Source organism: Streptomyces sp. V4I8, from assembly GCF_041261225.1.
Lineage (GTDB): Bacteria > Actinomycetota > Actinomycetes > Streptomycetales > Streptomycetaceae > Streptomyces.
Window position 1 is genome coordinate 4,898,324 of record NZ_JBGCCN010000001.1, and the last position, 21,143, is coordinate 4,919,466.

The 21,143-nt window shown below is 69.6% G+C and carries 28 protein-coding genes; 12 read left to right on the forward strand and 16 right to left on the reverse strand.

What is annotated here, in order from left to right; all coding sequences use genetic code 11:
* Positions 1-118: 118 nt before the first annotated feature.
* From ABIE67_RS22095 to ABIE67_RS22105, 3 genes are read right to left on the reverse strand one after another with little or no spacing between them, the layout of a single operon-like run.
* Positions 119-994 carry a hypothetical protein gene (locus ABIE67_RS22095; protein ID WP_370260107.1) on the reverse strand — a complete coding sequence of 292 codons (876 nt, stop codon included), beginning with the start codon at positions 992-994 and terminating at the stop codon, positions 119-121.
* Positions 991-1,878: a hypothetical protein gene (locus ABIE67_RS22100; protein ID WP_370260109.1), complete on the reverse strand. Its 888-nt coding sequence runs from the start codon at positions 1,876-1,878 to the stop codon at positions 991-993. The genes ABIE67_RS22095 and ABIE67_RS22100 overlap by 4 nt, the downstream gene beginning before the upstream one ends.
* Positions 1,875-2,699 carry a hypothetical protein gene (locus tag ABIE67_RS22105; protein ID WP_370260113.1) on the reverse strand — a complete coding sequence of 275 codons (825 nt, stop codon included), beginning with the start codon at positions 2,697-2,699 and terminating at the stop codon, positions 1,875-1,877. The genes ABIE67_RS22100 and ABIE67_RS22105 overlap by 4 nt, the downstream gene beginning before the upstream one ends.
* Positions 2,700-2,828: 129 nt before the next feature.
* On the opposite strand from ABIE67_RS22105, the gene ABIE67_RS22110 reads away from it, so the two are divergent.
* A complete protein-coding gene (locus ABIE67_RS22110) occupies positions 2,829-3,191 on the forward strand; it encodes a DsrE family protein (protein ID WP_053197877.1) in 363 nt (120 codons plus the stop codon).
* 27 nt (positions 3,192-3,218) lie between these two features.
* On the opposite strand, the gene ABIE67_RS22115 is transcribed toward ABIE67_RS22110, so the two are convergent.
* From ABIE67_RS22115 to ABIE67_RS22150, 8 genes are all read right to left on the reverse strand, one after another.
* Positions 3,219-3,479, reverse strand: coding sequence for a DUF3099 domain-containing protein (locus ABIE67_RS22115; protein ID WP_370260116.1), 261 nt, complete (start codon positions 3,477-3,479; stop codon positions 3,219-3,221).
* A gap of 89 nt (positions 3,480-3,568) precedes the next feature.
* A complete protein-coding gene (locus ABIE67_RS22120) occupies positions 3,569-3,856 on the reverse strand; it encodes a DUF1416 domain-containing protein (protein ID WP_003991226.1) in 288 nt (95 codons plus the stop codon).
* Between the two features lie 59 nt (positions 3,857-3,915).
* Positions 3,916-4,755: a sulfurtransferase gene (locus ABIE67_RS22125; protein ID WP_370260119.1), complete on the reverse strand. Its 840-nt coding sequence runs from the start codon at positions 4,753-4,755 to the stop codon at positions 3,916-3,918.
* Positions 4,756-4,885: 130 nt separating this feature from the next.
* Positions 4,886-4,990: a putative leader peptide gene (locus ABIE67_RS22130; RefSeq protein ID WP_370260121.1), complete on the reverse strand. Its 105-nt coding sequence runs from the start codon at positions 4,988-4,990 to the stop codon at positions 4,886-4,888.
* A gap of 179 nt (positions 4,991-5,169) precedes the next feature.
* Complete coding sequence (locus ABIE67_RS22135; protein WP_370260124.1) at positions 5,170-5,907, reverse strand: DUF2993 domain-containing protein; 738 nt, start codon at positions 5,905-5,907, stop codon at positions 5,170-5,172.
* Positions 5,908-6,211: 304 nt separating this feature from the next.
* Positions 6,212-7,498, reverse strand: coding sequence for a hypothetical protein (locus ABIE67_RS22140; protein ID WP_370260128.1), 1,287 nt, complete (start codon positions 7,496-7,498; stop codon positions 6,212-6,214).
* A 2-nt stretch (positions 7,499-7,500) separates the two neighbouring features.
* Positions 7,501-7,755, reverse strand: coding sequence for a MoaD/ThiS family protein (locus tag ABIE67_RS22145; RefSeq protein WP_030052141.1), 255 nt, complete (start codon positions 7,753-7,755; stop codon positions 7,501-7,503).
* A gap of 37 nt (positions 7,756-7,792) precedes the next feature.
* Entirely contained in the window at positions 7,793-8,674 is an 882-nt protein-coding gene (locus ABIE67_RS22150) for an alpha/beta hydrolase (protein ID WP_370260136.1), read from the reverse strand.
* Between the two features lie 171 nt (positions 8,675-8,845).
* On the opposite strand from ABIE67_RS22150, the gene ABIE67_RS22155 reads away from it, so the two are divergent.
* From ABIE67_RS22155 to ABIE67_RS22180, 6 genes are all read left to right on the forward strand, one after another.
* Entirely contained in the window at positions 8,846-9,625 is a 780-nt protein-coding gene (locus ABIE67_RS22155; RefSeq protein WP_370260139.1) for a winged-helix domain-containing protein, read from the forward strand.
* 117 nt (positions 9,626-9,742) lie between these two features.
* The gene (locus ABIE67_RS22160) at positions 9,743-10,765 is read left to right on the forward strand and encodes a LacI family DNA-binding transcriptional regulator (RefSeq protein ID WP_370260143.1); all 1,023 of its coding nucleotides are present in this window, start codon (positions 9,743-9,745) and stop codon (positions 10,763-10,765) included.
* Between the two features lie 142 nt (positions 10,766-10,907).
* Positions 10,908-11,996 carry a S1C family serine protease gene (locus ABIE67_RS22165; RefSeq protein ID WP_370260146.1) on the forward strand — a complete coding sequence of 363 codons (1,089 nt, stop codon included), beginning with the start codon at positions 10,908-10,910 and terminating at the stop codon, positions 11,994-11,996.
* A 28-nt stretch (positions 11,997-12,024) separates the two neighbouring features.
* Positions 12,025-12,213 carry a hypothetical protein gene (locus ABIE67_RS22170; protein WP_370260149.1) on the forward strand — a complete coding sequence of 63 codons (189 nt, stop codon included), beginning with the start codon at positions 12,025-12,027 and terminating at the stop codon, positions 12,211-12,213.
* 107 nt (positions 12,214-12,320) lie between these two features.
* Positions 12,321-13,058, forward strand: coding sequence for a response regulator transcription factor (locus tag ABIE67_RS22175; RefSeq protein ID WP_370260151.1), 738 nt, complete (start codon positions 12,321-12,323; stop codon positions 13,056-13,058).
* Complete coding sequence (locus ABIE67_RS22180) at positions 13,055-14,500, forward strand: ATP-binding protein (RefSeq protein WP_370260153.1); 1,446 nt, start codon at positions 13,055-13,057, stop codon at positions 14,498-14,500. The genes ABIE67_RS22175 and ABIE67_RS22180 overlap by 4 nt, the downstream gene beginning before the upstream one ends.
* On the opposite strand, the gene ABIE67_RS22185 is transcribed toward ABIE67_RS22180, so the two are convergent.
* The 5 genes from ABIE67_RS22185 to ABIE67_RS22205 form a co-directional block, all read right to left on the reverse strand.
* Complete coding sequence (locus ABIE67_RS22185; RefSeq protein ID WP_370260155.1) at positions 14,475-14,834, reverse strand: hypothetical protein; 360 nt, start codon at positions 14,832-14,834, stop codon at positions 14,475-14,477. The genes ABIE67_RS22180 and ABIE67_RS22185 overlap by 26 nt on opposite strands.
* Complete coding sequence (locus ABIE67_RS22190; RefSeq protein WP_370260159.1) at positions 14,831-15,181, reverse strand: DUF6247 family protein; 351 nt, start codon at positions 15,179-15,181, stop codon at positions 14,831-14,833. The genes ABIE67_RS22185 and ABIE67_RS22190 overlap by 4 nt, the downstream gene beginning before the upstream one ends.
* Before the next feature lie 210 nt (positions 15,182-15,391).
* Positions 15,392-15,607: a DUF397 domain-containing protein gene (locus tag ABIE67_RS22195; RefSeq protein ID WP_370260164.1), complete on the reverse strand. Its 216-nt coding sequence runs from the start codon at positions 15,605-15,607 to the stop codon at positions 15,392-15,394.
* Entirely contained in the window at positions 15,604-15,807 is a 204-nt protein-coding gene (locus ABIE67_RS22200; protein ID WP_370260168.1) for a DUF397 domain-containing protein, read from the reverse strand. Before ABIE67_RS22200 ends, ABIE67_RS22195 begins: the two co-directional genes overlap by 4 nt.
* Entirely contained in the window at positions 15,804-16,637 is an 834-nt protein-coding gene (locus tag ABIE67_RS22205) for a helix-turn-helix domain-containing protein (protein WP_370268810.1), read from the reverse strand. The genes ABIE67_RS22200 and ABIE67_RS22205 overlap by 4 nt, the downstream gene beginning before the upstream one ends.
* Before the next feature lie 184 nt (positions 16,638-16,821).
* On the opposite strand from ABIE67_RS22205, the gene ABIE67_RS22210 reads away from it, so the two are divergent.
* The 5 genes from ABIE67_RS22210 (at position 16,822) to ABIE67_RS22230 (ending at position 21,123) form a co-directional block, all read left to right on the forward strand.
* Complete coding sequence (locus ABIE67_RS22210) at positions 16,822-17,094, forward strand: hypothetical protein (RefSeq protein ID WP_370260173.1); 273 nt, start codon at positions 16,822-16,824, stop codon at positions 17,092-17,094.
* Complete coding sequence (locus tag ABIE67_RS22215) at positions 17,091-17,372, forward strand: hypothetical protein (protein WP_370260177.1); 282 nt, start codon at positions 17,091-17,093, stop codon at positions 17,370-17,372. Before ABIE67_RS22210 ends, ABIE67_RS22215 begins: the two co-directional genes overlap by 4 nt.
* A 69-nt stretch (positions 17,373-17,441) precedes the next feature.
* The gene (locus tag ABIE67_RS22220; protein WP_370260181.1) at positions 17,442-17,996 is read left to right on the forward strand and encodes a hypothetical protein; all 555 of its coding nucleotides are present in this window, start codon (positions 17,442-17,444) and stop codon (positions 17,994-17,996) included.
* Positions 17,997-18,114: 118 nt separating this feature from the next.
* The gene (locus ABIE67_RS22225) at positions 18,115-20,190 is read left to right on the forward strand and encodes a pectinesterase family protein (protein ID WP_370260185.1); all 2,076 of its coding nucleotides are present in this window, start codon (positions 18,115-18,117) and stop codon (positions 20,188-20,190) included.
* Positions 20,191-20,352: 162 nt separating this feature from the next.
* The gene (locus ABIE67_RS22230; RefSeq protein WP_370260189.1) at positions 20,353-21,123 is read left to right on the forward strand and encodes a carbonic anhydrase; all 771 of its coding nucleotides are present in this window, start codon (positions 20,353-20,355) and stop codon (positions 21,121-21,123) included.
* Positions 21,124-21,143: the final 20 nt, after the last annotated feature.

Sequence of the window (21,143 nt, forward strand, 5' to 3'; positions counted from 1 at the left end):
GAAGATCTCCACGGGGTGCTCCTCGATTGAGCGTGGGGAATGCTTTGCGTACACAGGGCCGGGCCCCAGCTTACGCGGCCGGGGCCCGGCCCTCTGTGTGAGGTATGCCCTCGCGGGGTCAGCCGAGGAGCTGGCTCTGGAGCGTCACCGTCTGCTGGAACGGCACCGCCCGCGCGCTGCCCTTCCTGGACTGGACGATCAGGGCGATCACGTCGCCGGCCGACAGGTAGGCGTGACGGACCTGCTCGGCGCCGTACGGCTTGGACTCGACGTAGGCGAAACGCGGCATGTCCACGGGCCAGGGCAGGTTCGAGAAGTCCTCGTCCTGGGTGGAGACCTCGGTGCCGCGGACCCGGTAGGCGGGGCTGCCGTAGGGAGCGAGATCGGCGATCACCTCGTCCACCACGGCCGCGGTGTCGAAGTGCAGCAGGTAGATCCGGGTGTGCGTGCCGTCCTGGGTGTTCCAGCCGCGGGCGGCGATGTGGCGCAGGCCGTAGTCGACGAGTGTCTGCCGGAAGGTGTCGCGCTCCGGCTTGTCCGCGTACTCCGTGAGGAAGTCCTTCGTCGCCAGCCAGCCGTCGTCACCGCGCAGCGCCTTGTCCTCCGCGGCCCCCTTGGGCGCGGGCAGGAGCAGGGCGCGCAGGTCGGCGTAGTGGGCGCCGGCCTCGTTCTCCTCGGCGAGCGGCTGTGGGCTGCCCGAGGGCAGCGGCGGCTTGGTGAGCGTCGGGTACTCCCACCGCCCGTCCGACTCCGTCGCCAGCCCCGGTACGTCGGTCCGCTCCATCCGCGTGATCCCGTACGCCGTGCCCGCGCCGATCGCGGCGAAGGCGACGACGGCGGAGGTCCAGCGCAGTGCCGCGCGCAGGACGCGGCGGTCCTTCCGAGCCGGGGGTTCCACCTGGAGTGGTGCGGGTGGCGGCGGTACGTCGGTCGGGGGATGCGGCGGTACGTCGGCCGGGGGAGCCGGGACGGTGGCGTGCTGCTGCTCGCTCATATCGCCTTCCCCCGCTCTGCGATGCGGTCGAGCTGAGTGGCGAGCAGCAACGCGGCCCCCTTGGTGTCGAGTGGCTTGATGCCGTCCGCCGTGGCGGTGACCAGGACGTCCCCGACGTAGGCGGTGCAGTACATGCTTTCGAGTTCCTCGTCGGTGCCCTTGGGCGGCAGGAAGCACTTGGCGTTCTTGTGCCCCTTGACCTTCGGGCCCTTGCGGAAGATGTCCAGGGCGTCGAGGAACTCGCTCTCGAACGTCGACGTGTCCCGGACGGCCGCCGTGCTCTCCAGCCGGCTCAGCACGATGCTCACGGTGTAGGTGTCCTCGTCGACGTCCTCGCTGTAACCCGTGCCCTCCGTGTTGATGTAGCTGCGCATCGCCATGCCCTTGATGGGCCGCTTGTCCATCTGCTTCTCCAGCTGCCGGCGCTGGGAGCGGGGCAGGTCGCGCAGGGACTCCTTGCGCAGGGCTGTGGCATGGGCACCGCTGAGCTGCGCGTCGGAGCCGAACTCACCGATGTCCGGACCCCGCACCCAGCCGTCGGTGCCGTACGGCACGAGCATCCCGGCGAGCCCGGAAGCGGGCACCGACTTCTTGTCGTCGGCCTTGGCCGCCGGGAACTTCCACACGGGGGCACCCGCGTCCCGGTCGGCGTCCCGCACGGTGACGACGGTGTAGCCGACCCCGGCGACGACCGCCCCGGCCAGGAGCAGGGATCCGGCGACGGTGGCGATGCGGCCACGACGGAGGGGCTTCCGGGCGGGCGGAGCGGCGGGCGGCTCCATGAGGGCAACCGCGTCGGGAGCGGGCGGAGCGGCTTCTGGTGTGGTCTGCGCGGGGTCGGCGGGCTGTGCCGTCGGCTCCGTCGCGTTCTGGTTCTCGCTCACAGGCGCCCCATCTGCCGCTGGGCCAGGTCCATGATCTTCTTCTTGCTGACCGGCTTGTCGGCGTAGACCCAGATCTGCATGGCGATGTCACCGCGCCAGGCGTGTGCCTCCGCGCTGTACAGCGGGAGGTAGCCGGCCTCGGCCTCGGGCTTGTTGTGGACATATGCCATACCCTCCCCGGTGCCAGGGATGGGCCAGCTGTCGGTGGAGTCCTCGTCCTCCGCCCAGTACTGGTCGTTGTCGGTGGTTCCGGAAGCCGACGCCCGCTGCTCCTGCCGGAACTGGACCAGCCGGATCTCCACGGTGTACGAGCTGCCGACCTGCCAGCCGGTGGCTGCCGCCCGGCGGAACTCGTCGCTGACGAGCTCGCCGAACATGACGTCCGGCTGTTCGTAGTTACCGGCGAACGAGGCCATGTCCTGCCAGCCGTCGGTACCGGTCAGCCACTCGGCGTCCTTCGCCCCGGCCGGCTTCTTCAGCAGCAGCTCGCGCAGGTCGCCGTCGGTCTTCACCCGACGGTCCTGGGCAGCCGACAGCGGCTCGGGCGCCACGCCCGTGGACTGCTTCAGGGTCGGCTGGGACAGCGAGGGCAGCTTCGTGGGCTCGCGGTCGGCCTGTACGAGGTAACCGGCACAGGTCCCGGCGACGAGCCCGAGCACGACGGCTCCGGCGATCAGCAGGGCCGTACGCCCACGGCGACGACGCCGGGACAGGGCGGCCGGCTCGGCCGGTCCGGACACCTCCGCTTGCGCGGGCGCGGCCGAGGAGACCGGCATGACCGGCGCGACCGGTGGCACCGGCGGTACCGGCGCGTCAGCCACCTCTCCTATTTCTTCAGATACATCCAAGACGTCCCCCCACGGAACGTGAAGCGCGCATTCCGTATGCGCGCGCACAGGAGACCCATGGCCAACGCCTCAGGTTGTAAGGGAGTTGATTACGATTCGGCCATGGCGAAGAAGCTGGTGATCAAGGTGACGGCGGGGGCCGATGCCCCCGAACGCTGCTCACAGGCGTTCACGGTCGCGGCGGTGGCGGTGGCCAGCGGCGTCGACGTCTCCGTATGGCTGACCGGCGAGTCCGCGTGGTTCGCCCTCCCGGGCCGCGCCGCGGAGTTCGAACTCCCGCACGCGGCCCCGCTCCCCGACCTGATCGACTCCATCCTCGCGACCGGCCGTCTCACCCTGTGCACCCAGTGCGCGGCCCGCCGGGACATCACGGAGAAGGATGTCATCGAGGGCGTCCGGATCGCGGGCGCCCAGGTCTTCGTCCAGGAGGCACTCGGCGACGAGACGCAGGCGCTCGTCTACTGAGACGGCCCCGGGCGCACAGGACCGTACCTATCGCGGTCGCTTCTTGCCGTCCAGCTCGTCCCACCACTCGTCGGACTTCGGATCGCCGGAGGGGTCGTCCCACCAGCGGTCCTCCGGCCCCCGCCGGTTGGCTACCATCGCGGCCAGCGGCGGGATGACCATGGCCACCACACACATGCCCACCGCCACCGGCACCGACCAGAGGCGCACGACGCCCCAGGCCAGGACGAAGAGCGTGATGCACGTCCCCATCATGGTGAAGTAGACGTGACGTCGCCGTGCGTACATACGTCCAGAGTAGGTCCGCACAGACCGAAGGGCCGTACCCCAGGCGTCCAACCCACGGGGTACGGCCCTTCGACCGATCAGGGTGTTTCTCAGACCGCGATCGCGACCTCCGCCAGGCCGCCCTGCTGGGCGACGACGGTGCGGTCGGCGGTGGCGCCGGGGACGAGGGCGCGCACGGTCCAGGTGCCCTCGGCCGCGTAGAAGCGGAACTGGCCCGTGGCGGAGGTGGGGACCTCCGCGGTGAACTCGCCAGTCGAGTCCAGCAGTCGGACGTAGCCGACGACGGGCTCGCCGTCCTTCGTCACCTGGCCCTGGATCGTGGTCTCACCGGGCTTGATCGTCGAGGCGTCGGGGCCGCCGGCCTTCGCTCCACACATGTCTTTCTCCAAGAGGGGTCTGACCGGAGGAAGGCCGGTCGGGATTTGCGGGTTGGGTCTTACTTGTTGGCGCCGAGCTCGATCGGAACGCCGACCAGGCTGCCGTACTCGGTCCAGGAGCCGTCGTAGTTCTTGACGTTCTCCACACCGAGCAGCTCGTGCAGGACGAACCAGGTCAGCGCGGAGCGCTCACCGATGCGGCAGTAGGCGATGGTGTCCTTCGCCAGGTCGACCTGCTCCTCGGCGTAGAGCTCCTTGAGCTCGTCGTCCGACTTGAAGGTGCCGTCGTCGTTGGCGTTCTTGGACCACGGGATGTTGCGGGCGGACGGGACGTGACCCGGACGCTGCGACTGCTCCTGCGGGAGGTGGGCCGGGGCGAGCAGCTTGCCGGAGAACTCGTCGGGCGAGCGCACGTCGACCAGGTTCTGCGAGCCGATCGCGGCGACGACGTCGTCACGGAAGGCGCGGATGGCGGTGTTCTGGGCCTTGGCCTTGTAGTCGGTCGTCGGGCGCACGGGCACGTCCTCGACCAGCTCGCGGGCGTCCAGCTCCCACTTCTTGCGGCCGCCGTCGAGGAGCTTGACGTTCTCGTGGCCGTAGAGCTTGAAGTACCAGTAGGCGTAGGACGCGAACCAGTTGTTGTTGCCGCCGTAGAGGATCACCAGGGTGTCGTTGGCGATGCCCTTGGCCGACAGGAGCTTCTCGAAGCCCTCCTGGTCGACGAAGTCGCGGCGGACCGGGTCCTGCAGGTCCTTGGTCCAGTCGATGCGGATCGCGTTGCGGATGTGGTTCTTCTCGTAGGCGGACGTGTCTTCGTCCACCTCCACGATCGCGATGCTGGGGTTGTCCAGGTTCTCCTGGACCCAGTCGGCGTCGACGAGGACGTCGCTGCGGCTCATGCTCTTCTCTCCTCCGGGGCAGTTGCGGCGGGGCGTGCGAGTGTGAGGGGGTGCGTACGTGCTCAGGCCGAGACGACGCACCTGTGCCCTGGTCAGGGCAGCGGGGAAACGCGGAAGTCGGAGCTTCCGCTCAGAAAGGGCGACAGAGCATGGCGGCAACGCGGCAGAGGTCTACTGCCCGCCGCTTCGTGAGATCCGCCTGTCGCTTCATGGGCTCGATCGTAGGGACGGACATGCGGGCGTGTCACCGGCGTGTCGCATAGTGAGACGCGATTGTCCGGGATATGGGATCGGAGGACCGCCGAAGCCGGTCCCGCACGGTTTCCGGGCAGGTGTATCGGCGGTCACAGCTACGGTACGGACGACGCCGTCTCGCCAGTTGGACGCAGGATGTCCATCGCGGTCGCAGCCGTACTACCCAGCGAGGCGGACGTCCGAACCCTTCACCGTGATCTCGACACCGTTCTTCGCCGCCTGGACCTTGTCGAGCTGGATGCCGCCGGGGAGACCGTCGATCTTCTGCTCGAAGTCGGTGATCGCGCGGGCCCGGTTCTCGGCGATGGCGGCGCCGTTGAAGTTGGGCAGGGTGTCGGCGTGCACCTTCACGGTGTCGCCCTCGGTGGTGACCGAGCTGAGGACGTAGACCGGGTCCGGCAGCTTGGTGCCGAGGACGGTGGCCTCGACGGCGACCTTGATCTTGCCGTTGCCGCCGTCCGACAGCCCGATGACGGCGGCGGTGACGCCGGGGGCGACCTCGGTGGGCTCGGACTTGGCGGCCTTCAGCAGTTCGGCGTAGGTGATGGACGCGGTGCCCGTGGCGGTGGCCGCGGTGGCGGAGCTGTAGTCACCGGAGAACTCGACGCCCTTCATGCTGGCGGTGAGGTCGTCGATCCGGATCGTCTTGCCGTCGGTTCCGGTGGCGGCCTCGTAGTCCTTGATGCCGACCTCGACATCGTCCAGCGAACCGCTCGCGACCTGCGTCAGGAACGGGAAGCCCTTGATGGACACGTCCGGCGCGGTGGGCAGGTTCTCGGAGGTCTGCAGCTTGCCGGCCGCCTCGTCCTCGGCGAACCCCACGGCGAGCCGGTCGGCCAGCACGAAGAGGCCGCCCAGGATCACGACGGTTATCAGCAGTATCCGAAGGGCTCGCATGTCGTGGTGTTCCCCCACCTCAGAGTCATCTACGAACGTCGAGCGTAACTCCGCGGAAGGCCGGCCCCGGCGGATTGTCGATCACCTGTGACAGCAAGGCATTTGCTCGCCCCCGCCGCCCCTACCCGTCCCATCCTCCTGGGGCTCCGCCCCAGACCCCGCTCCTCGAACGCCGGAGGGGCTGAGTACTTCAGCCCGTCCGGCGTTTGAGGACGAGGCCCCTTCAGGGCCGAAAGCGGGGGTCTGGGGGCGCAGCCCCCAGGGACGGGACGGGTAGGGGCGGCGGGGGCGAAGGAATGCGGGGTCAGGCGAAGGCCCGCCCCAGCAGGTACACCGCCGGCGCCGCGGCCGCCAAAGGCAACGCGACCCCCGCCGTGAAGTGCACGAACCGCGACGGATAGTCGTAGCTGGCCACCCGATGCCCGACCAACGCGCACACCGCGGCGCCGGCCCCGAGCAGGGCCCCACCGGACCCCACCCCGGTCATCGCACCGACCATGCCCCCCGCACCCGCCGCCGCGAGCAACGCGAGCACCACGGAAACCGGCGTCGGCAACGGCAGGGCACGGACCAGCACCGCGACGGCGACCGCCACCGCACCCACGCTCACCGCGTCCGCCTCGGCCGCGAGATACCCACCCGCGATGATCGACAGCGCCGCCGAGGCCACCGTCGCCATCAGCCCGTACATCCGCTCGTCCGGATCGGCGTGCGAGCGAAGCTGCAGGACCAGGGTCAGCAGCACCCAGACCCCCAGCGTGCCGAGGATCGCCGCCGGGGCACGGTCGGACGCCAGCAGCGCCACGTCGGCCGTCAACGCGCCCGCGAAGGCCAGCGCGATGCCCTGCCGGGCGGGCCACATGCCGTTCAGCCGGAACCAGCCCGCCGCCGTCACGGCCTGCAGGACGACCAGGGGGACGAGGAGGGCGTACGACCCGATCGCCGCCGCACCCGCGAGCAACAGCCCCAGCAGCGCGGTGAGTCCGGCCGGCTGGACCCCGGGCTCGATGATCGGGGAGCGGCCCTCCAGCCGGGCCCGCTGGGCGTCCGTGATGCGGGCGTTGCCGGCGACGGTCGCGGGACCGTACCCGGGGTCTTCACCCGACTCGGCTTCCCCGTGCCTCCCCGTCTCGGGCTGGGGCTGGGCCTGGGGCGCCTGGCCCTGGGAGGGCAAACGCTGGGCATGGGGCTGCTGGGCATGGGGCTGCCGACCGTACGCCTGGGCCTGCGCTTGGGCCTGCGGCCCGCCGTCCCAGCCCTGCCCCGTCTGGCCGTACCCCGACCCCGCATAGGCGCCCACACCCGGCGTGCCCGCCCCCTGCGACGGCAGATAGGACGTCTCCGCCGCCGAGGCAGGCGCCACCGGCGGCTGCACGTGCGTCTCCCAGGTCTGCCCCTGCCACTGCTGGGTGTACTGCTGGTGGGCCTGCTGCTCGTCGTACGCCTGCTGCCCGGGCCACGCCTGCGGCGCCTGCTGGTGAGCAGGCTGCTGAGCGGGCTGTTGAACGGGCTGCTGTTGAACGGGCTGCTGCTGAGCGGGCTGCTGATACGGGTCGTACCCGTCGTACCCCTGATACGGCTGGTCGGTCATCGTCACCCTCCTGCGAACGGCGGGAGCACCTCGACCGTGCCGCCGTCGGCCAGCCGTACCGTCTCATGTTCGCGGGTGCCCACGGGGTCACCGTCGACGAGGAACGAGCATCGCTGCAGGACGCGCACGAGTTCACCGGGGTGTCGCTCGCGGGCGGCGTCCAGCGCCTCGGCGAGCGTGGCCGCGTCGAACGGCTCCTCGGCGATCCCGGCCGCGGCCTTCGCGGCGGCCCAGTAGCGCACCGTGACCTTTGGCATCGAGTTCCTCTGTCGGTCGGCTGTGTACCCCGTCAGGCTAGCCGCCCTGTGCGACGGCCCAGTCCCCGATTCGGGCCAGCAGCGCCTCGCCGGCCGCGTGCTCGGCGTGGCCCATGCCGGGCTCCAGCCAGAGTTCACCGTGGTCACCGGCCGCCTCGGCCAGCATGCGGGGGTGGTCGAGGGGGAAGTAGCCGTCCCGGTCGCCGTGCACGATCAGCAGGGGGGTGGGCGCGATCCGCGGGACGGCCTCTACCGGGGAGAGCGGCACCGGGTTCCAGTCCCGGTGGTGGATCCGCGTACGGAATCCGTAGCGGCCCACCAGGCGGCCCTCGGGCCGGGTCACCAGCCAGTGGAGCTTCCGCATGGGAGCCGTACCCCGGTAGTACCACCGGGCCGGCGCACTCACCGAGACCACCGTGTCCGAGTGCGCCCCTGCGCGCCTTGCGCGCCCCTCGCGCTCCGATGCGTCCGGGCGGTACAGCGCGGCATGCCGCAGGACCACCGAGCCGCCCATGGAGAAGCCGACGGTCGCCACGCGCGCGTGCCCGAGTTCGCGGGCCCAGCGCACCGCGGCCGCCAGATCGAGCACCTCGCGGTCCCCGACGGTCGACCGCCCGCCCGAGGCTCCGTGCCCGCGGAAGGAGAAGGTGACGACGGCCCCGTGCCGGGTGAAGGCCTCCGCCACCCGTCGTACATGTGGCCGGTCCACATCGCCGGTGAAGCCATGGGCGACGACGAACACAAGGTCACCGACAGGTGGACGCGAGGCGTCGTATACAACCGCACTCGGGTCGTATACGGAATCGATCGTCACGCCGTCGTCCGTGTGCAGAAACGTCCGCAAAGGTGTAGGTCTGGTTGTCTCAGAGTGCGGACGAACCGTGGATCGCGCCACATGACCTGCCGGACCGTTGCTCATGTGGGCTATTCTGCTGGGCAGAGGACTCGGGCAGCGTAGCCCCCGGGTCCTTTTGTGCTTTCGGAAGCGTTGTATACGGCGCGGGAAACCGCAGGTGTACGGGGCCTTCGGGATCGCAGAGCAGTTCCGTACCACACACGTCCTCGCAGGGACCGAGGAGGAACCAGACGTATGAGTTCTCTGCTGCTCCTGACCAACGCCCTCCAGCCGTCGACGGAGGTGCTCCCGGCTCTCGGCCTGCTGCTGCACAACGTGCGCGTGGCTCCGGCCGAAGGCCCGGCCCTCGTCGACACCCCAGGTGCCGACGTCATCCTGATCGACGGCCGCCGCGACCTCCCACAGGTGCGCAGCCTGTGCCAGCTCCTGCGCTCGACCGGCCCCGGCTGTCCCCTCATGCTCGTCGTCACCGAGGGCGGCCTCGCCGCCGTCACGGCCGACTGGGGCATCGACGACGTCCTCCTCGACACCGCCGGTCCGGCCGAGGTCGAGGCGCGGCTGCGGCTCGCGATGGGGCGTCAGCAGATCGTCAACGACGACTCCCCCATGGAGATCCGCAATGGCGACCTCTCGGTCGACGAGGCGACGTACAGCGCCAAGCTCAAGGGGCGGGTCCTCGACCTCACCTTCAAGGAGTTCGAGCTCCTGAAGTACCTCGCCCAGCACCCGGGCCGCGTCTTCACGCGCGCACAGCTGCTCCAGGAGGTCTGGGGCTACGACTACTTCGGCGGCACCCGGACCGTCGACGTCCACGTACGACGGCTGCGCGCCAAGCTCGGCCCGGAGCACGAGTCACTCATCGGGACCGTCCGGAACGTCGGTTATCGATTCGTTACTCCCGAGAAGGTCGAGCGCGCCGCCGAAGAAGCCAAGGCCAAGGCCGACCGGGCAAAATCGGCCGATCCGGACGAGACGGCCGCCCTGGACGGCGCCGAGGTCCGTGCCGACGCCTAGCGGGTACCAGAGCAGGACGCCAGGGCCGTCGCTTTCGCACAGAAGAGCGGCGGCCGGGCGCCAAGCGAGCTCCTTCACGCCCTGCCCAGAGTGGGTCCATCCGCGTAGACTCCGCGCGTGGCCAAGGTGACTCGCGATGACGTGGCGCGGCTGGCAGGGACTTCCACTGCCGTCGTCAGTTACGTCATCAACAACGGACCCCGGCCGGTCGCCCCGGCCACGCGCGAGCGTGTCCTCGCCGCGATCAAGGAGCTGGGGTACCGGCCCGACCGGGTCGCCCAGGCGATGGCCTCGCGGCGCACGGATCTCATAGGCCTGATCGTGCCGGACGCCCGCCAGCCCTTCTTCGGCGAGATGGCCCACGCGGTCGAGTGGGCCGCCGCCGAGCGCGGAAAGATGGTCCTCGTCGGCAACTCCGACTACGTCGGCGAGCGCGAGGTCCACTATCTGCGGGCCTTCCTCGGCATGCGCGTCTCGGGACTCATCCTCGTCTCCCACGCCCTGAACGACCTGGCCGCCGCCGAGATCGAGGCCTGGGACGCCCGCGTCGTCCTCCTCCACGAGCGGCCCGAGGCCATCGACGACGTCGCCGTCGTCACCGACGACCTGGGCGGCGCCCAGCTCGCCGTACGCCACCTCCTGGAGCACGGCTACGAGTACGTCGCCTGTATGGGCGGCACCGCGGAGACCCCGGCGGTCGGCGACCCGGTCTCCGACCACGTCGAGGGCTGGCGGCGCGCGATGGCCGAGGCCGGGATCCCCACCGAGGGGCGGCTGTTCGAGGCGCCGTACAACCGCTACGACGCTTACCGCATAGCGCTCGACATCCTGTCCGGGCCCGACCGCCCGCCGGCGATCTTCTGCTCCACCGACGACCAGGCCATCGGCGTGCTGCGCGCGGCGCGGGAGCTGCGCTTGGACGTGCCGGGGCAGTTGGCGGTCGCCGGGTTCGACGACATCAAGGAGGCGGCGTTGACGGATCCGCCGCTGACGACGATCGCCTCGGACCGGTCGGCGATGGCTCGGGCCGCGGTGGACCTCGTCCTCGACGACGGTCTGCGCGTCGCCGGGTCACGGCGGGAGCGGCTCAAGGTGTTCCCGTCGCGCTTGGTGGTACGGCGGTCCTGCGGCTGCAAGTGAGGGTGGGCGGGCTTTTCTGAAGCCCCTCTGAGAGACCTCACCGAGTCGCCAGAACAGTCCTTACATCGGGCATACGAGCTTCTGCCGGGCTTCTCAGGGAGCACTCAGGAAGCTCTCATGGTCGGGCGACAAGCTCGTTTCCATGACCGAGAGCTTCCGCCGCAGCGGCGATTACGAGAACCCGTACCAGGGCGCCCAGCAGCACGCCTCCTCTCCCGTGAACCCCGAGTGGCCGCCCCCGCCGGCGCACCGGCCGACGGCCCAGGCCCACCCGGGAACCGGTACCGGCGCCACTGCCGGCGAAGCCCCCACCGCACTCCTCACCGAGCCCGTCGCCCAGCCGCCGAAGGCGCGGCGCCGGCCCCGCGGTCCGGTCGCCCTGCTCGCCGCCGTGGCGATCGTCGCCGCCGCGATCGGGGGCGGCACGGCGTACGGCATACAGGAGCTGACCGGCAACGACACCGTCGCCACCTCCAGCTCCACCAGCACCAACGTCGTCCCCTCCAGCCAGAAGGGCACGGTCTCCGGGGTCGCCAAGGCGGTCAGCCCGAGCATCGTCGAGATCAACGCGACCTCGAACGCCGGGTCCTCCACCGGCTCCGGCGTGATCATCACCAGTGACGGCGAGATCATCACCAACAACCACGTCGTCTCCGGCGCCACCTCGGTCAAGGTGACCACCAGCGACGGCAAGGAGTACACCGCCGAGGTCGTCGGCACCGACAGCAGCAAGGACCTCGCGCTGATCAAGCTGCGGAACGCTGCCGGGCTGACGGTCGCCACCCTCGGCGACTCCTCCGGCGTCCAGGTCGGCGACCAGGTCGTGGCGATCGGCTCCCCCGAGGGCCTGACCGGCACGGTCACCAGCGGCATCGTGTCCGCGCTCAACCGTGACGTGACCGTCTCGACGGACGAGAGCCAGGGCCAGCAGCAACAGCAGCAGGGCGGCGGCGGTTGGCCGTTCGAGTTCGGCGGTCAGCAGTTCAACGGCGACACCGGTTCGTCGACGACGACGTACAAGGCACTCCAGACGGACGCGTCCCTGAACCCCGGCAACTCCGGCGGCGCGCTGATCGACATGAACGGCAACATCATCGGCATCAACTCCGCGATGTACTCGGCCTCCGGCTCGGGTTCGTCCGACGCGGGCAGCGTGGGCCTCGGCTTCGCCATCCCGATCAACACCGTCAAGGCCGACCTGGCGAAGCTGCGGTCGGGTTCGCAGAACTAGCAGACTCGCAGAGCTGAAGGAGCACGTCATGATCCAGCAGGTTGAGCACAACACGACCGGTGTCGGCGCGGCCGACTTCGCCCTCGCCCTGGAGGTCGCCGGCGCCCTGCACGCGCCCACGGCCCCGTCCCGGGCGCCGGAGCTGGCGACCGTCAGCCTGAGCGCCGGCCGCAGGACGACCGCCGCCCGCGGCCGCCGCCGCACCGTACGAGGCTGACGAGGTCGAGCAGGCCGAGCAGGCCGAGCAGGCTCAGAATCATGCGAGGCTGAAGGCGTTCAGCCGCCCAGCCCCCTGTCCCACCGCACCCCGAGGATCCCGAGCCCATGAGCCCCGCCGATGGCGACCGTGACCCCCAGCGCATCCTGATCGTCGACGACGAGCCGGCGGTGCGCGAAGCACTCCAGCGCAGCCTCGCCTTCGAGGGGTACGACACCGAGGTCGCGGTCGACGGCGCCGACGCCCTGGAGAAGGCGACCGCCTACCGGCCCGACCTGGTGGTCCTGGACATCCAGATGCCCCGCATGGACGGCCTGACCGCCGCCCGCCGCATCCGCGGCGCCGGTGACACGACGCCGATCCTCATGCTGACGGCCCGTGACACGGTCGGCGACCGCGTGACGGGACTGGACGCGGGCGCGGATGACTATCTGGTCAAGCCCTTCGAACTGGACGAACTCTTCGCCCGGGTCCGCGCCCTGCTGCGGCGCAGCTCCTACGCTACGGCGGCCGGTGCGGGCGCGGTGGAGGACGACGAGGCGCTGACCTTCGCGGACCTGCGCATGGACCTCGCGACGCGGGAGGTCACGCGGGGTGGGCGGCCGGTGGAGCTGACCCGTACGGAGTTCACGCTGCTGGAGATGTTCATGGCGCATCCGCGCCAGGTGCTGACGCGTGAGCAGATCCTGAAGGCGGTCTGGGGCTTCGACTTCGAGCCCTCCTCCAACTCCCTCGATGTGTACGTCATGTACCTGCGCCGCAAGACCGAGGCGGGCGGCGAGCCGCGGCTCGTGCACACGGTTCGGGGTGTGGGATATGTGCTGCGGCAGGGTGGGGCGGAGTGAAGAGGGTTCTGCGCCGGTACCGGTCACTGCCGATCCGGTCGCGGCTGGCGCTGCTGGTGGCGGCGGCGGTGGCGTTCGCGGTGGCGGCGGTTTCGGTGACGTGTTGGTTCATCGTGCAGGGGAAGCTGTACCAGCAGGTGGACGAGGACCTGAAGAGGGTCGCGGCCATCAAGGGACCGCAGCAGATCGCGCAGATCGGGGACGCGTACACCGAGTGCACGCAGACCCCCCAGCAGACGCTCAACAACTTCCGGACCACCTACTCACAGGTGGTCAAGGCTGACGGAACTCCCTGTCTCCTCCCGAACTCGCTGGGCGTCGTCAACGTCACCCAGTCCGATCAGGACGCGATCACGAGGGGCGGCGACGGCTTCTTCCGCAACGGCACCAACGAGGCCGGCGACGACCTACGTGTCCTGACGTTCCCCATCACCCTCAGGGACTCGGTCACCGGGGCCGAGTCGGACGCCGCCCTCGTGGTCGGTGTACCTCTGAAAGGCACTCAAGCCACTCTCAACGACCTCGCCCTGATCCTGCTCCTCGTCTCCGGAGTCGGCGTTATCGGCGCCGGAGCCGCCGGCCTCGCGGTAGCCCGCGCAGGCCTCCGCCCCGTCGACAAGCTCACCGAGGCCGTCGAACACGTGGCCCGTACCGAGGATCTGAGTGTCCGGATCCCGGTGGAGGAAGAGAGTGAGGACGAGGTGGCCCGCCTCTCCCGTTCCTTCAACTCCATGACCTCCGCCCTGGCCAGCTCCCGCGAGCTCCAGCAGCAGCTCATCGCCGACGCCGGCCACGAGCTCCGCACTCCCCTGACCTCCCTGCGCACCAACATCGAACTCCTCACCCGCAGCGAGGAGACGGGCCGTCCGATCCCCGAGGCCGACCGCAAGGCGCTGCTCGCCTCCGTCAAGGCGCAGATGACCGAACTGGCCTCCCTGATCGGCGACTTGCAGGAGCTGTCCCGCTCGGAGGGCCAGCGGGGCGAACGCGTCCAGGTGGTCTCGCTGCAGGACACCGTCGAGTCGGCCCTGCGCCGGGCCCGGCTCCGCGGTCCGGAACTGACGATCACCGCCGACCTCCAGCCCTGGTACGTCCGCGCGGAACCGTCGGCGCTCGAGCGCGCGGTGGTCAACGTCCTCGACAACGCGGTGAAGTTCAGCCCCGAGGGCGGCACGATCGAGGTCGCCCTGAACGACGGTGTCCTCACCGTCCGCGACCACGGCCCCGGCATCCCCACCGACGAACTCCCCCACGTCTTCGACCGCTTCTGGCGCTCGCCGAGTGCGCGGGCGCTGCCCGGCTCGGGGCTGGGCCTGTCGATCGTGGCCCGGACCGTCGAGCAGGCCGGGGGCCAGGTCATCCTGGCCCCCGCGGAAGACGGCGGCACGGTGGCGACGGTACGGCTGCCCGGGGCCCCTACTCCGCCGCCGGAGGCGGTGTAAGAGGCTCAGCTCCTTGCCAGAAGACTTCCTCCACCACGATCTGCGGATCTTCGGTTCGGCGGACGAAGCTGTACTTCAGCCAGCCGTTTCCATAGTCGAAGAAGCAGATGTGGCGGCCCTTCGGAGCAGTGGACTGGTCCGGCATGACCCTCAAGCCGTCCGGAAGTCCGGCATCAGCATCGATGCCGTGAAAATACGGGTCTTTCGCCGTGACCAGTTCAGCGCGCGCTGCGAGGACGATCTCACGAACGTGGTCGGGCAGTGCCTCGAAGGTGACGAGCGCATCGATCCGCCAGTCCGCCTGCCAAGGCGGCCCCATGAACCCATCAGTCACTCGCCGGGCTCCAGTTCTCGGACCCGGTAATGAATCTTCGACGCCTCTTCGAGGAGGGCTTTGGCTTCGGCGATGTCGGTGCACTCGTACGCCGCTCGGTGTTCGAGATCGCGAACGTGCGCGTCCAGCTTGGGGTCGCGGGCGAGAGCGTACTGACCCCACCAGCGGGCCATGAACGCCGCCAAGGGACCGATGTCGTAGGTGTCGGCGATCGCCCACTTCCAGTGCGCGTCGAAGTCGGGAAGAAGTTCAGGGGTGTGCTCGGCGATGGCCCTGCGAAGCGCCTTCGGGGTCCGCTCGGGCATCGGAGGCACGACGTGATCGGGTTCCGCAGCGTGGGCAGCCATGATCGGTGTCCTCCTTCGACGCGTCGTGTCTACGACCATAACCGCGCTCACCGTCCCCACGCCGAGCGTCCGCGAGCCGGCTCCGCCGGAGGGAGCGGGGTCGTCGACGCGTCCAGCCCCTGATCGAGCTCGTCGCCGGTGATCGTGTTCTCTGTCATGACGCCACCGTGACCGGCCCGAACCCCTGTCCGTCCCGGTTTCCCGCCCGCTTCACCCGACGGTGGGCATGCCCGTGTGCGCCTTGACACCGACGGTGAAGGCGGACCAGGACGACGCCGAGAAGATCAGGGGGCGGGTCGTCGGGGTTTTGCTGTCGCGGACGGGGACGACGGCAGGGTAGCCGTCGGCGATCTCGACACAGTCGTTGTCTCCACCGGCGCTGTAGCTCGACTTGCGCCACACGGCGGCGGTGAGGTCAGGGGTCACGCGGTCTCCTTCACGCCGTGCACGAACGCGGACCAGGATGACGCCGCGAAGAGCAGCACCTGGCCTGCGGGGACCTTGCTGTCGCGGACGGGGACCACGCCGGTGTAGCCGTCTGCGACCTCGACACAGTTCGATGTTCCCCCGTCGCTGTAGGACGACTTGCGCCACACGGCGGCGGTGAGGTCGGGGGTTCGGTTCATGGTCTGCACTCCTCCAGAAGGCGCTTGATGAACGCCGTCGACTCCACCGGAGTCAGCGCCGCGTCCCTGACCAGATCGTAGGACAAGCGGAAGGCCAGAACCCTGTCCAGATCCTCGAACAGCTCCCCGAAACCGTTGCCTTCCACGTAGGCAACGGGATCTCCGGCTCGCTGCCACAACAGGGTGAGGTCGCTGCTCATGAGGTCGTGCACTCCAGCAGTGAACGGCAGCACCTGTAGGGCGACCGAGGGCATCTCCGCAGCCTCCAGCAGATGGGACAACTGGTCCGTCCACACCTGCGGGTCGGGAACCGGGCGCCGCAGCGCCCCCTCGTCCAGAATCACGCGGAGACTCGGCGCCGGATCGCGGTACAGCAACTCCTGCCGTCCCATGCGCAACGCCACCTGTTCTTCGACTTCTTCACCGTTGCCAGCCGTTGTCTGGGCTCCAGACAACCCTGACAACACCGCCCGCGCATAGTCCTCGGTCTGCAACAAGCCCGGCACGCGCAGCTGGAACATCCACATGAGCCGGGCCGTCGCCTCCAGCTCCATGACCCTCTTGTACTTGTCCTTGACGACCTCCTTGCGCGCGTCGCGCCACAGGCGAACCAGCAGGTCACCCGAGCTGTGATAGCTGTCCAGGTCCTCCATGACGGCCACCTTGGACAGCCGCTCACCTGACTCCAGCCGACTCAGGTAGCTCTTGTCGTACCCGGTGTCGTCGGCCATCTGGCCCAGCGACTTACTCGCCTTCTCCCGGAGAAGTTTCAGCGTCCGTCCGAGCGCAGCCCGCCCCGACTCCCGCTCCCCGTCAACAACTTCGCCCACGTCACCCCTCCCCGTTGCCTGGCGCCCCAGACAACACCGAACCTCTTCCGCAGAGTACGCCGCACCTGTGACGATCAGGGCACGAACGGTAATCACCGCTCGTCAGACCCCTGCCATGCCAAAACCCCCGCGACCGATGCAGCTCGGCCCGGGGGCGTGGCCGACGCTTACAAGGAGCGCCGACATGCGCGAACGTACCGCCCGACTCATCGAATCGCTACTGATCGCACTCGTACGAGTACTGCTCCCGACCCGGGGACGCCACCGAGCCACCCCGCCCCAACCCCCGCTCGCCACACGGCCGTTGCCCACGGCTCCCCGCCACCCCGTCCACGTACGCGTATGCCCCTGCGAGCGCGAACGGATCCTGCAACGCCGCCGCGCCCACTGGATCGCCACTTACGGCATCGATGCAGAACTGCGCCGCAGGACGGCCGGACAGGAGGTCTCCGTATGAGCGCCCCCGAGGAACTCCGCCTCCTCCCCTGGACCGCCCCCGACGGCAAACCCTGCTACCTCAGCGCCGACAGCGACCACAGCAGGCTCTCCCGACTCGCCGACGACATGGAGGTGGCCCAACTGGACTCGGGTGAACAGGTACTCGCCGGAGCCAGGGCCGTCCTCGCCGACGCCAAGGCGGGTGAGCGCGCGGTGCGCTTCGCGCTCACCAGGGCGGTCGAGTCACTGGGCGACGCACTCCGCGTCGCGACCAGCCGAGGCCGGCGTATCCCCTGAACGCGCTGCCCGCACCTCCGGGGCATAACCTGCGGCCGGTCAGCATCAACATCAAGTGGGGATGGACAGGTGACCGGCGCGAACCCGGCATCGTCCCGTCTGGTCACGACGGTGGCCGCCCTGCGGTCGGTGCTGGCGGAGAGCACGGACCTGTTGAGCTTCACGCTCGGCGGGACGGTCGACGAGGGGACAGCGGCCGCCGCGGAGGCCGAGGGCGTGCCACGGGAGTTCCTGGACTTCTGCCGGGTGCTGGACGGGGCGAGCTGCGGGCCGTCCGTGCAGCTCTTCGGGCTGGAGGAGGCCGAGGAGCACCAGTTCTACTGCGGGCCGGTGGTCGGCTCCCCGCTGGAGCTGTCCCCGGAGAAGCTGTTCTGCGTCGGACTGATCCACGACACACCGGTCTTCCTCGACCGCGCGGGGAGCGGCGGCGTCCTCGGCATCCCGGACGACCACTGGGAGTGGGTCGACGCGGAGCGCTTCGAGCGGCTCGCGCCGAGCCTGGAGGCGTTCTTTCTGGACCGGTTGGCGACACCGGAGTATGCGCACATCGCCTTGGTCGAAGACGAGTTGGTGGAGTACGACGACTGGCTGAAGCTGCTGCGCCGGGCCGGTCTCGCCGGCTGAAGTCACCCCGCACAACTCACCCGTACATCTCACCCGCGCACCTCACCCCGGCAACCTTTCCGTGCGCGGCGGCGACCGCTCCTCGGAGCAACCACCCCCGCACGGAACGGATCGCCGCATGAGTGAGCAGCACAGCAAGGCCCGTCATCGCAGAGGGCGTAAGGCCCTGGCGGTCGGGGTGCCGTTGGCCCTGACCGTCTCCGGCGTCCTCGCCTACGGCACGGACCTCGGCTTCCTGGGCGCCGACGCACAGCAGCGGGCAGCCGCCGCGACCGCCGCCGCCCCCGCCTGGGCCAAGGCCACCGCCGACGGCTTCGCCTCCCTCAACTCCCTCGGCCAGAACGGAACTTACGGCGGGCGGGACGCGCAGATCGTCACCGTCAGGACGCAGGCCGACCTGGAGAAGTACGCGACGGCCGCGGAGCCGTACGTCATCGTCGTCGCCGGGACCATCACCATGAACCCGGTCGGGAAAGAGATCAAGGTTCAGTCGGACAAGACCATCGTGGGGTCCGGAACGGCCGGGCACATCGTCGGCGGTGGCTTCTTCCTCGGGACCGGCGTGCACAACGTGATCATCCGGAACCTGACCATCCGGGACGCCTACCAGGGCATCTGGAACGACAAGGACCACGACTTCGACGCGATCCAGATGGACGGCGCCCACCATGTGTGGATCGATCACAACGACCTGCGGCACATGGCCGACGGGCTCATCGACGTCCGCAAGGACAGCACGAACGTGACCGTGTCCTGGAACAAGCTGAGCAACGACAACAAGGCCTTCGGGATCGGCTGGACGGACAACGTCGTCACGGACATCACCATCCACCACAACTGGATCCGCGAGACCGAGCAGCGCAACCCCTCCACCGACAACGCCGCCCACGCGCACCTCTACAACAACTTCCTGGAGGACGTGGCGGGCACCGACATCAAGTCGTCGTACGGCAACTACTCGCGCGGCAAGACGAAGATGGTCCTGGAGAACTCCTACTTCCAGGGCATGAACAACCCCGTCATCAAGGACAGCACCGCAACGCTCGTCCAGCGCGGCAGCGTCTTCTCCGGTACCAGCGGCCGTAATGAGAGCGGCGGCACGGCCTTCGATCCGAAGACGTACTACGCGTACGCGCTCGACGCGGCGGCGAACTTGCCGGCGCTTCTCAAGTCGGAGGCGGGACCGCGTAGTTCGATCGGTACGACCAGCAGTGCCGGCACGAGCACCAAGGCGGCCGCGACGACCCTCACCGTCGCCAAGGACGGCAGCGGGCAGTACTCGACCGTGCAGGCGGCCGTGAACGCCGTACCCGCCAACAACGCGTCGCGGGTCGTGATCGCCGTCAAGCCGGGCACGTACCGGGAGACCGTCAAGGTGCCCTCCAACAAGCCGCACGTCACCATCCAGGGCACCGGGGGCAGCCGTAAGGACACGGTGATCGTCTACAACAACGCGGCCGGGACGCCGAAGCCGGGCGGTGGCACCTACGGCACCGGCGGCAGCGCCACTGTCGCCGTCGAGGCCGACGACTTCCAGGCCCGCAACCTGACCATCTCCAACGACTTCGACGAGAAGGCGAACCAGAACCTGAGCGGCCATCAGGCCGTGGCCCTGCGCACCGCCGCCGACAAGGTGTTCCTGGACGGGATCATCACCGAGGGCGACCAGGACACCTTGCTGCTGGACACGGCCGCGAAGGACAGGCTGGGCCGGGTCTACGTCAGGAACTCCTACATCACCGGCAACGTCGACTTCATCTTCGGCCGGGCGTCAGCCGTGATCGACCGCTCGGTCATCACCCTGAAGAAGCGCTGGGACGGCACGTCGGCCGGCTATGTCACCGCCCCCAGCACGGCCGCGAACCGCAAGGGCATCCTGATCGCCAACTCGGCCGTGAACGGCGACGTCTCCGCGTCCAGCTTCTTCCTGGGGCGCCCCTGGCACGCGGGCGGCGACGCGACCCTCGACCCCCAGACGACGGTCCGCAACACGACTCTCAGCGCGGCGGTCAAGTCCACGCCGTGGACCGACATGAGCGGCTTCTCCTGGAAGGACGACCGTTTCGCCGAGTACAAGAACACCGGCCCGGGTTCCGGCGCGGCAGGCTCCAACCGCCCGCATCTGACCGACGCCCAGGCCGCCGGACAGGAGGTCGCGGACTGGCTGGGCGACTGGACGCCCACGGCTTCCTGAGACCCTTCCTGAGCCTGCGGGCCGCCGCTCGTCCGCTCAACGTCAAGGCCGGCGCGGGGGATCGTCAAGAGCAGTCAAACGATCGATCATGACTCCCCCGCGCCCGCCCATGATTTCGCAAGGTGAGATTCTGGTTCGAATTTCGGGCGTACGTTCCACCCCGTGAACTCTGACAGAGCCGTCGGCGCTCAGCCGACCGCATCCGCACACAAGCGGTTCGCCCTTGCCTCTCCTGCCCGCCGCGCACTCCTGCGGTTCGGGCTCACCGGGACCGCAGCGCTGGGGGCCACCGCCGCCCTCGGCGCGGTTCCCGCCTCCGCCGCTCCCGCCGCCCCCGCGCGCCGCCGGCCCAGCACGCCCCAGGAGGCCCTGCGTGAACTCGCCGCGGGCAACCAGCGCTGGAGCACCTGCCGTGAGCGGCACCCCGACGAGTCGCCCTCCGTACGGCAGGCCCTGACGTCGGCCCAGCATCCCTTCGCCGTCATCCTCGGCTGCATCGACTCCCGGGTCCCGCCGGAGCTGGTCTTCGACCAGGGCCTCGGTGACCTGATGACCGTGCGCTCCGCCGGCGAGGTCCTGGACGAGGCCGTACTCGGCAGCGTCGCCTACGGCGTGCTCGAACTGGACATCCCCCTGGTCGTGGTGCTCGGCCACCAGTCGTGCGGTGCCGTGAAGGCCGCCGTCACGGCGGACGAGTCGGGTGACCGGCTGCCGGCCCACATCCAGTACGTAGCCGACCAGATAGCCCCGAACATAGACCGCGCCAAGGAGGGCGACGCCCGCATCGCCTCCACCATCGACGCCAACGTCCGAGCCGTCCGCACCCGCTTGGCCGGGGAGCCCGACCTCGCCGCGAAGGTCAGCACCGGCAAACTGGCCATCGTGGGCGCCCGCTACGACCTGACGACCCAGCGGGTCCAGCGGGTCGTCTGACGACCGCGGGGACAGACCGC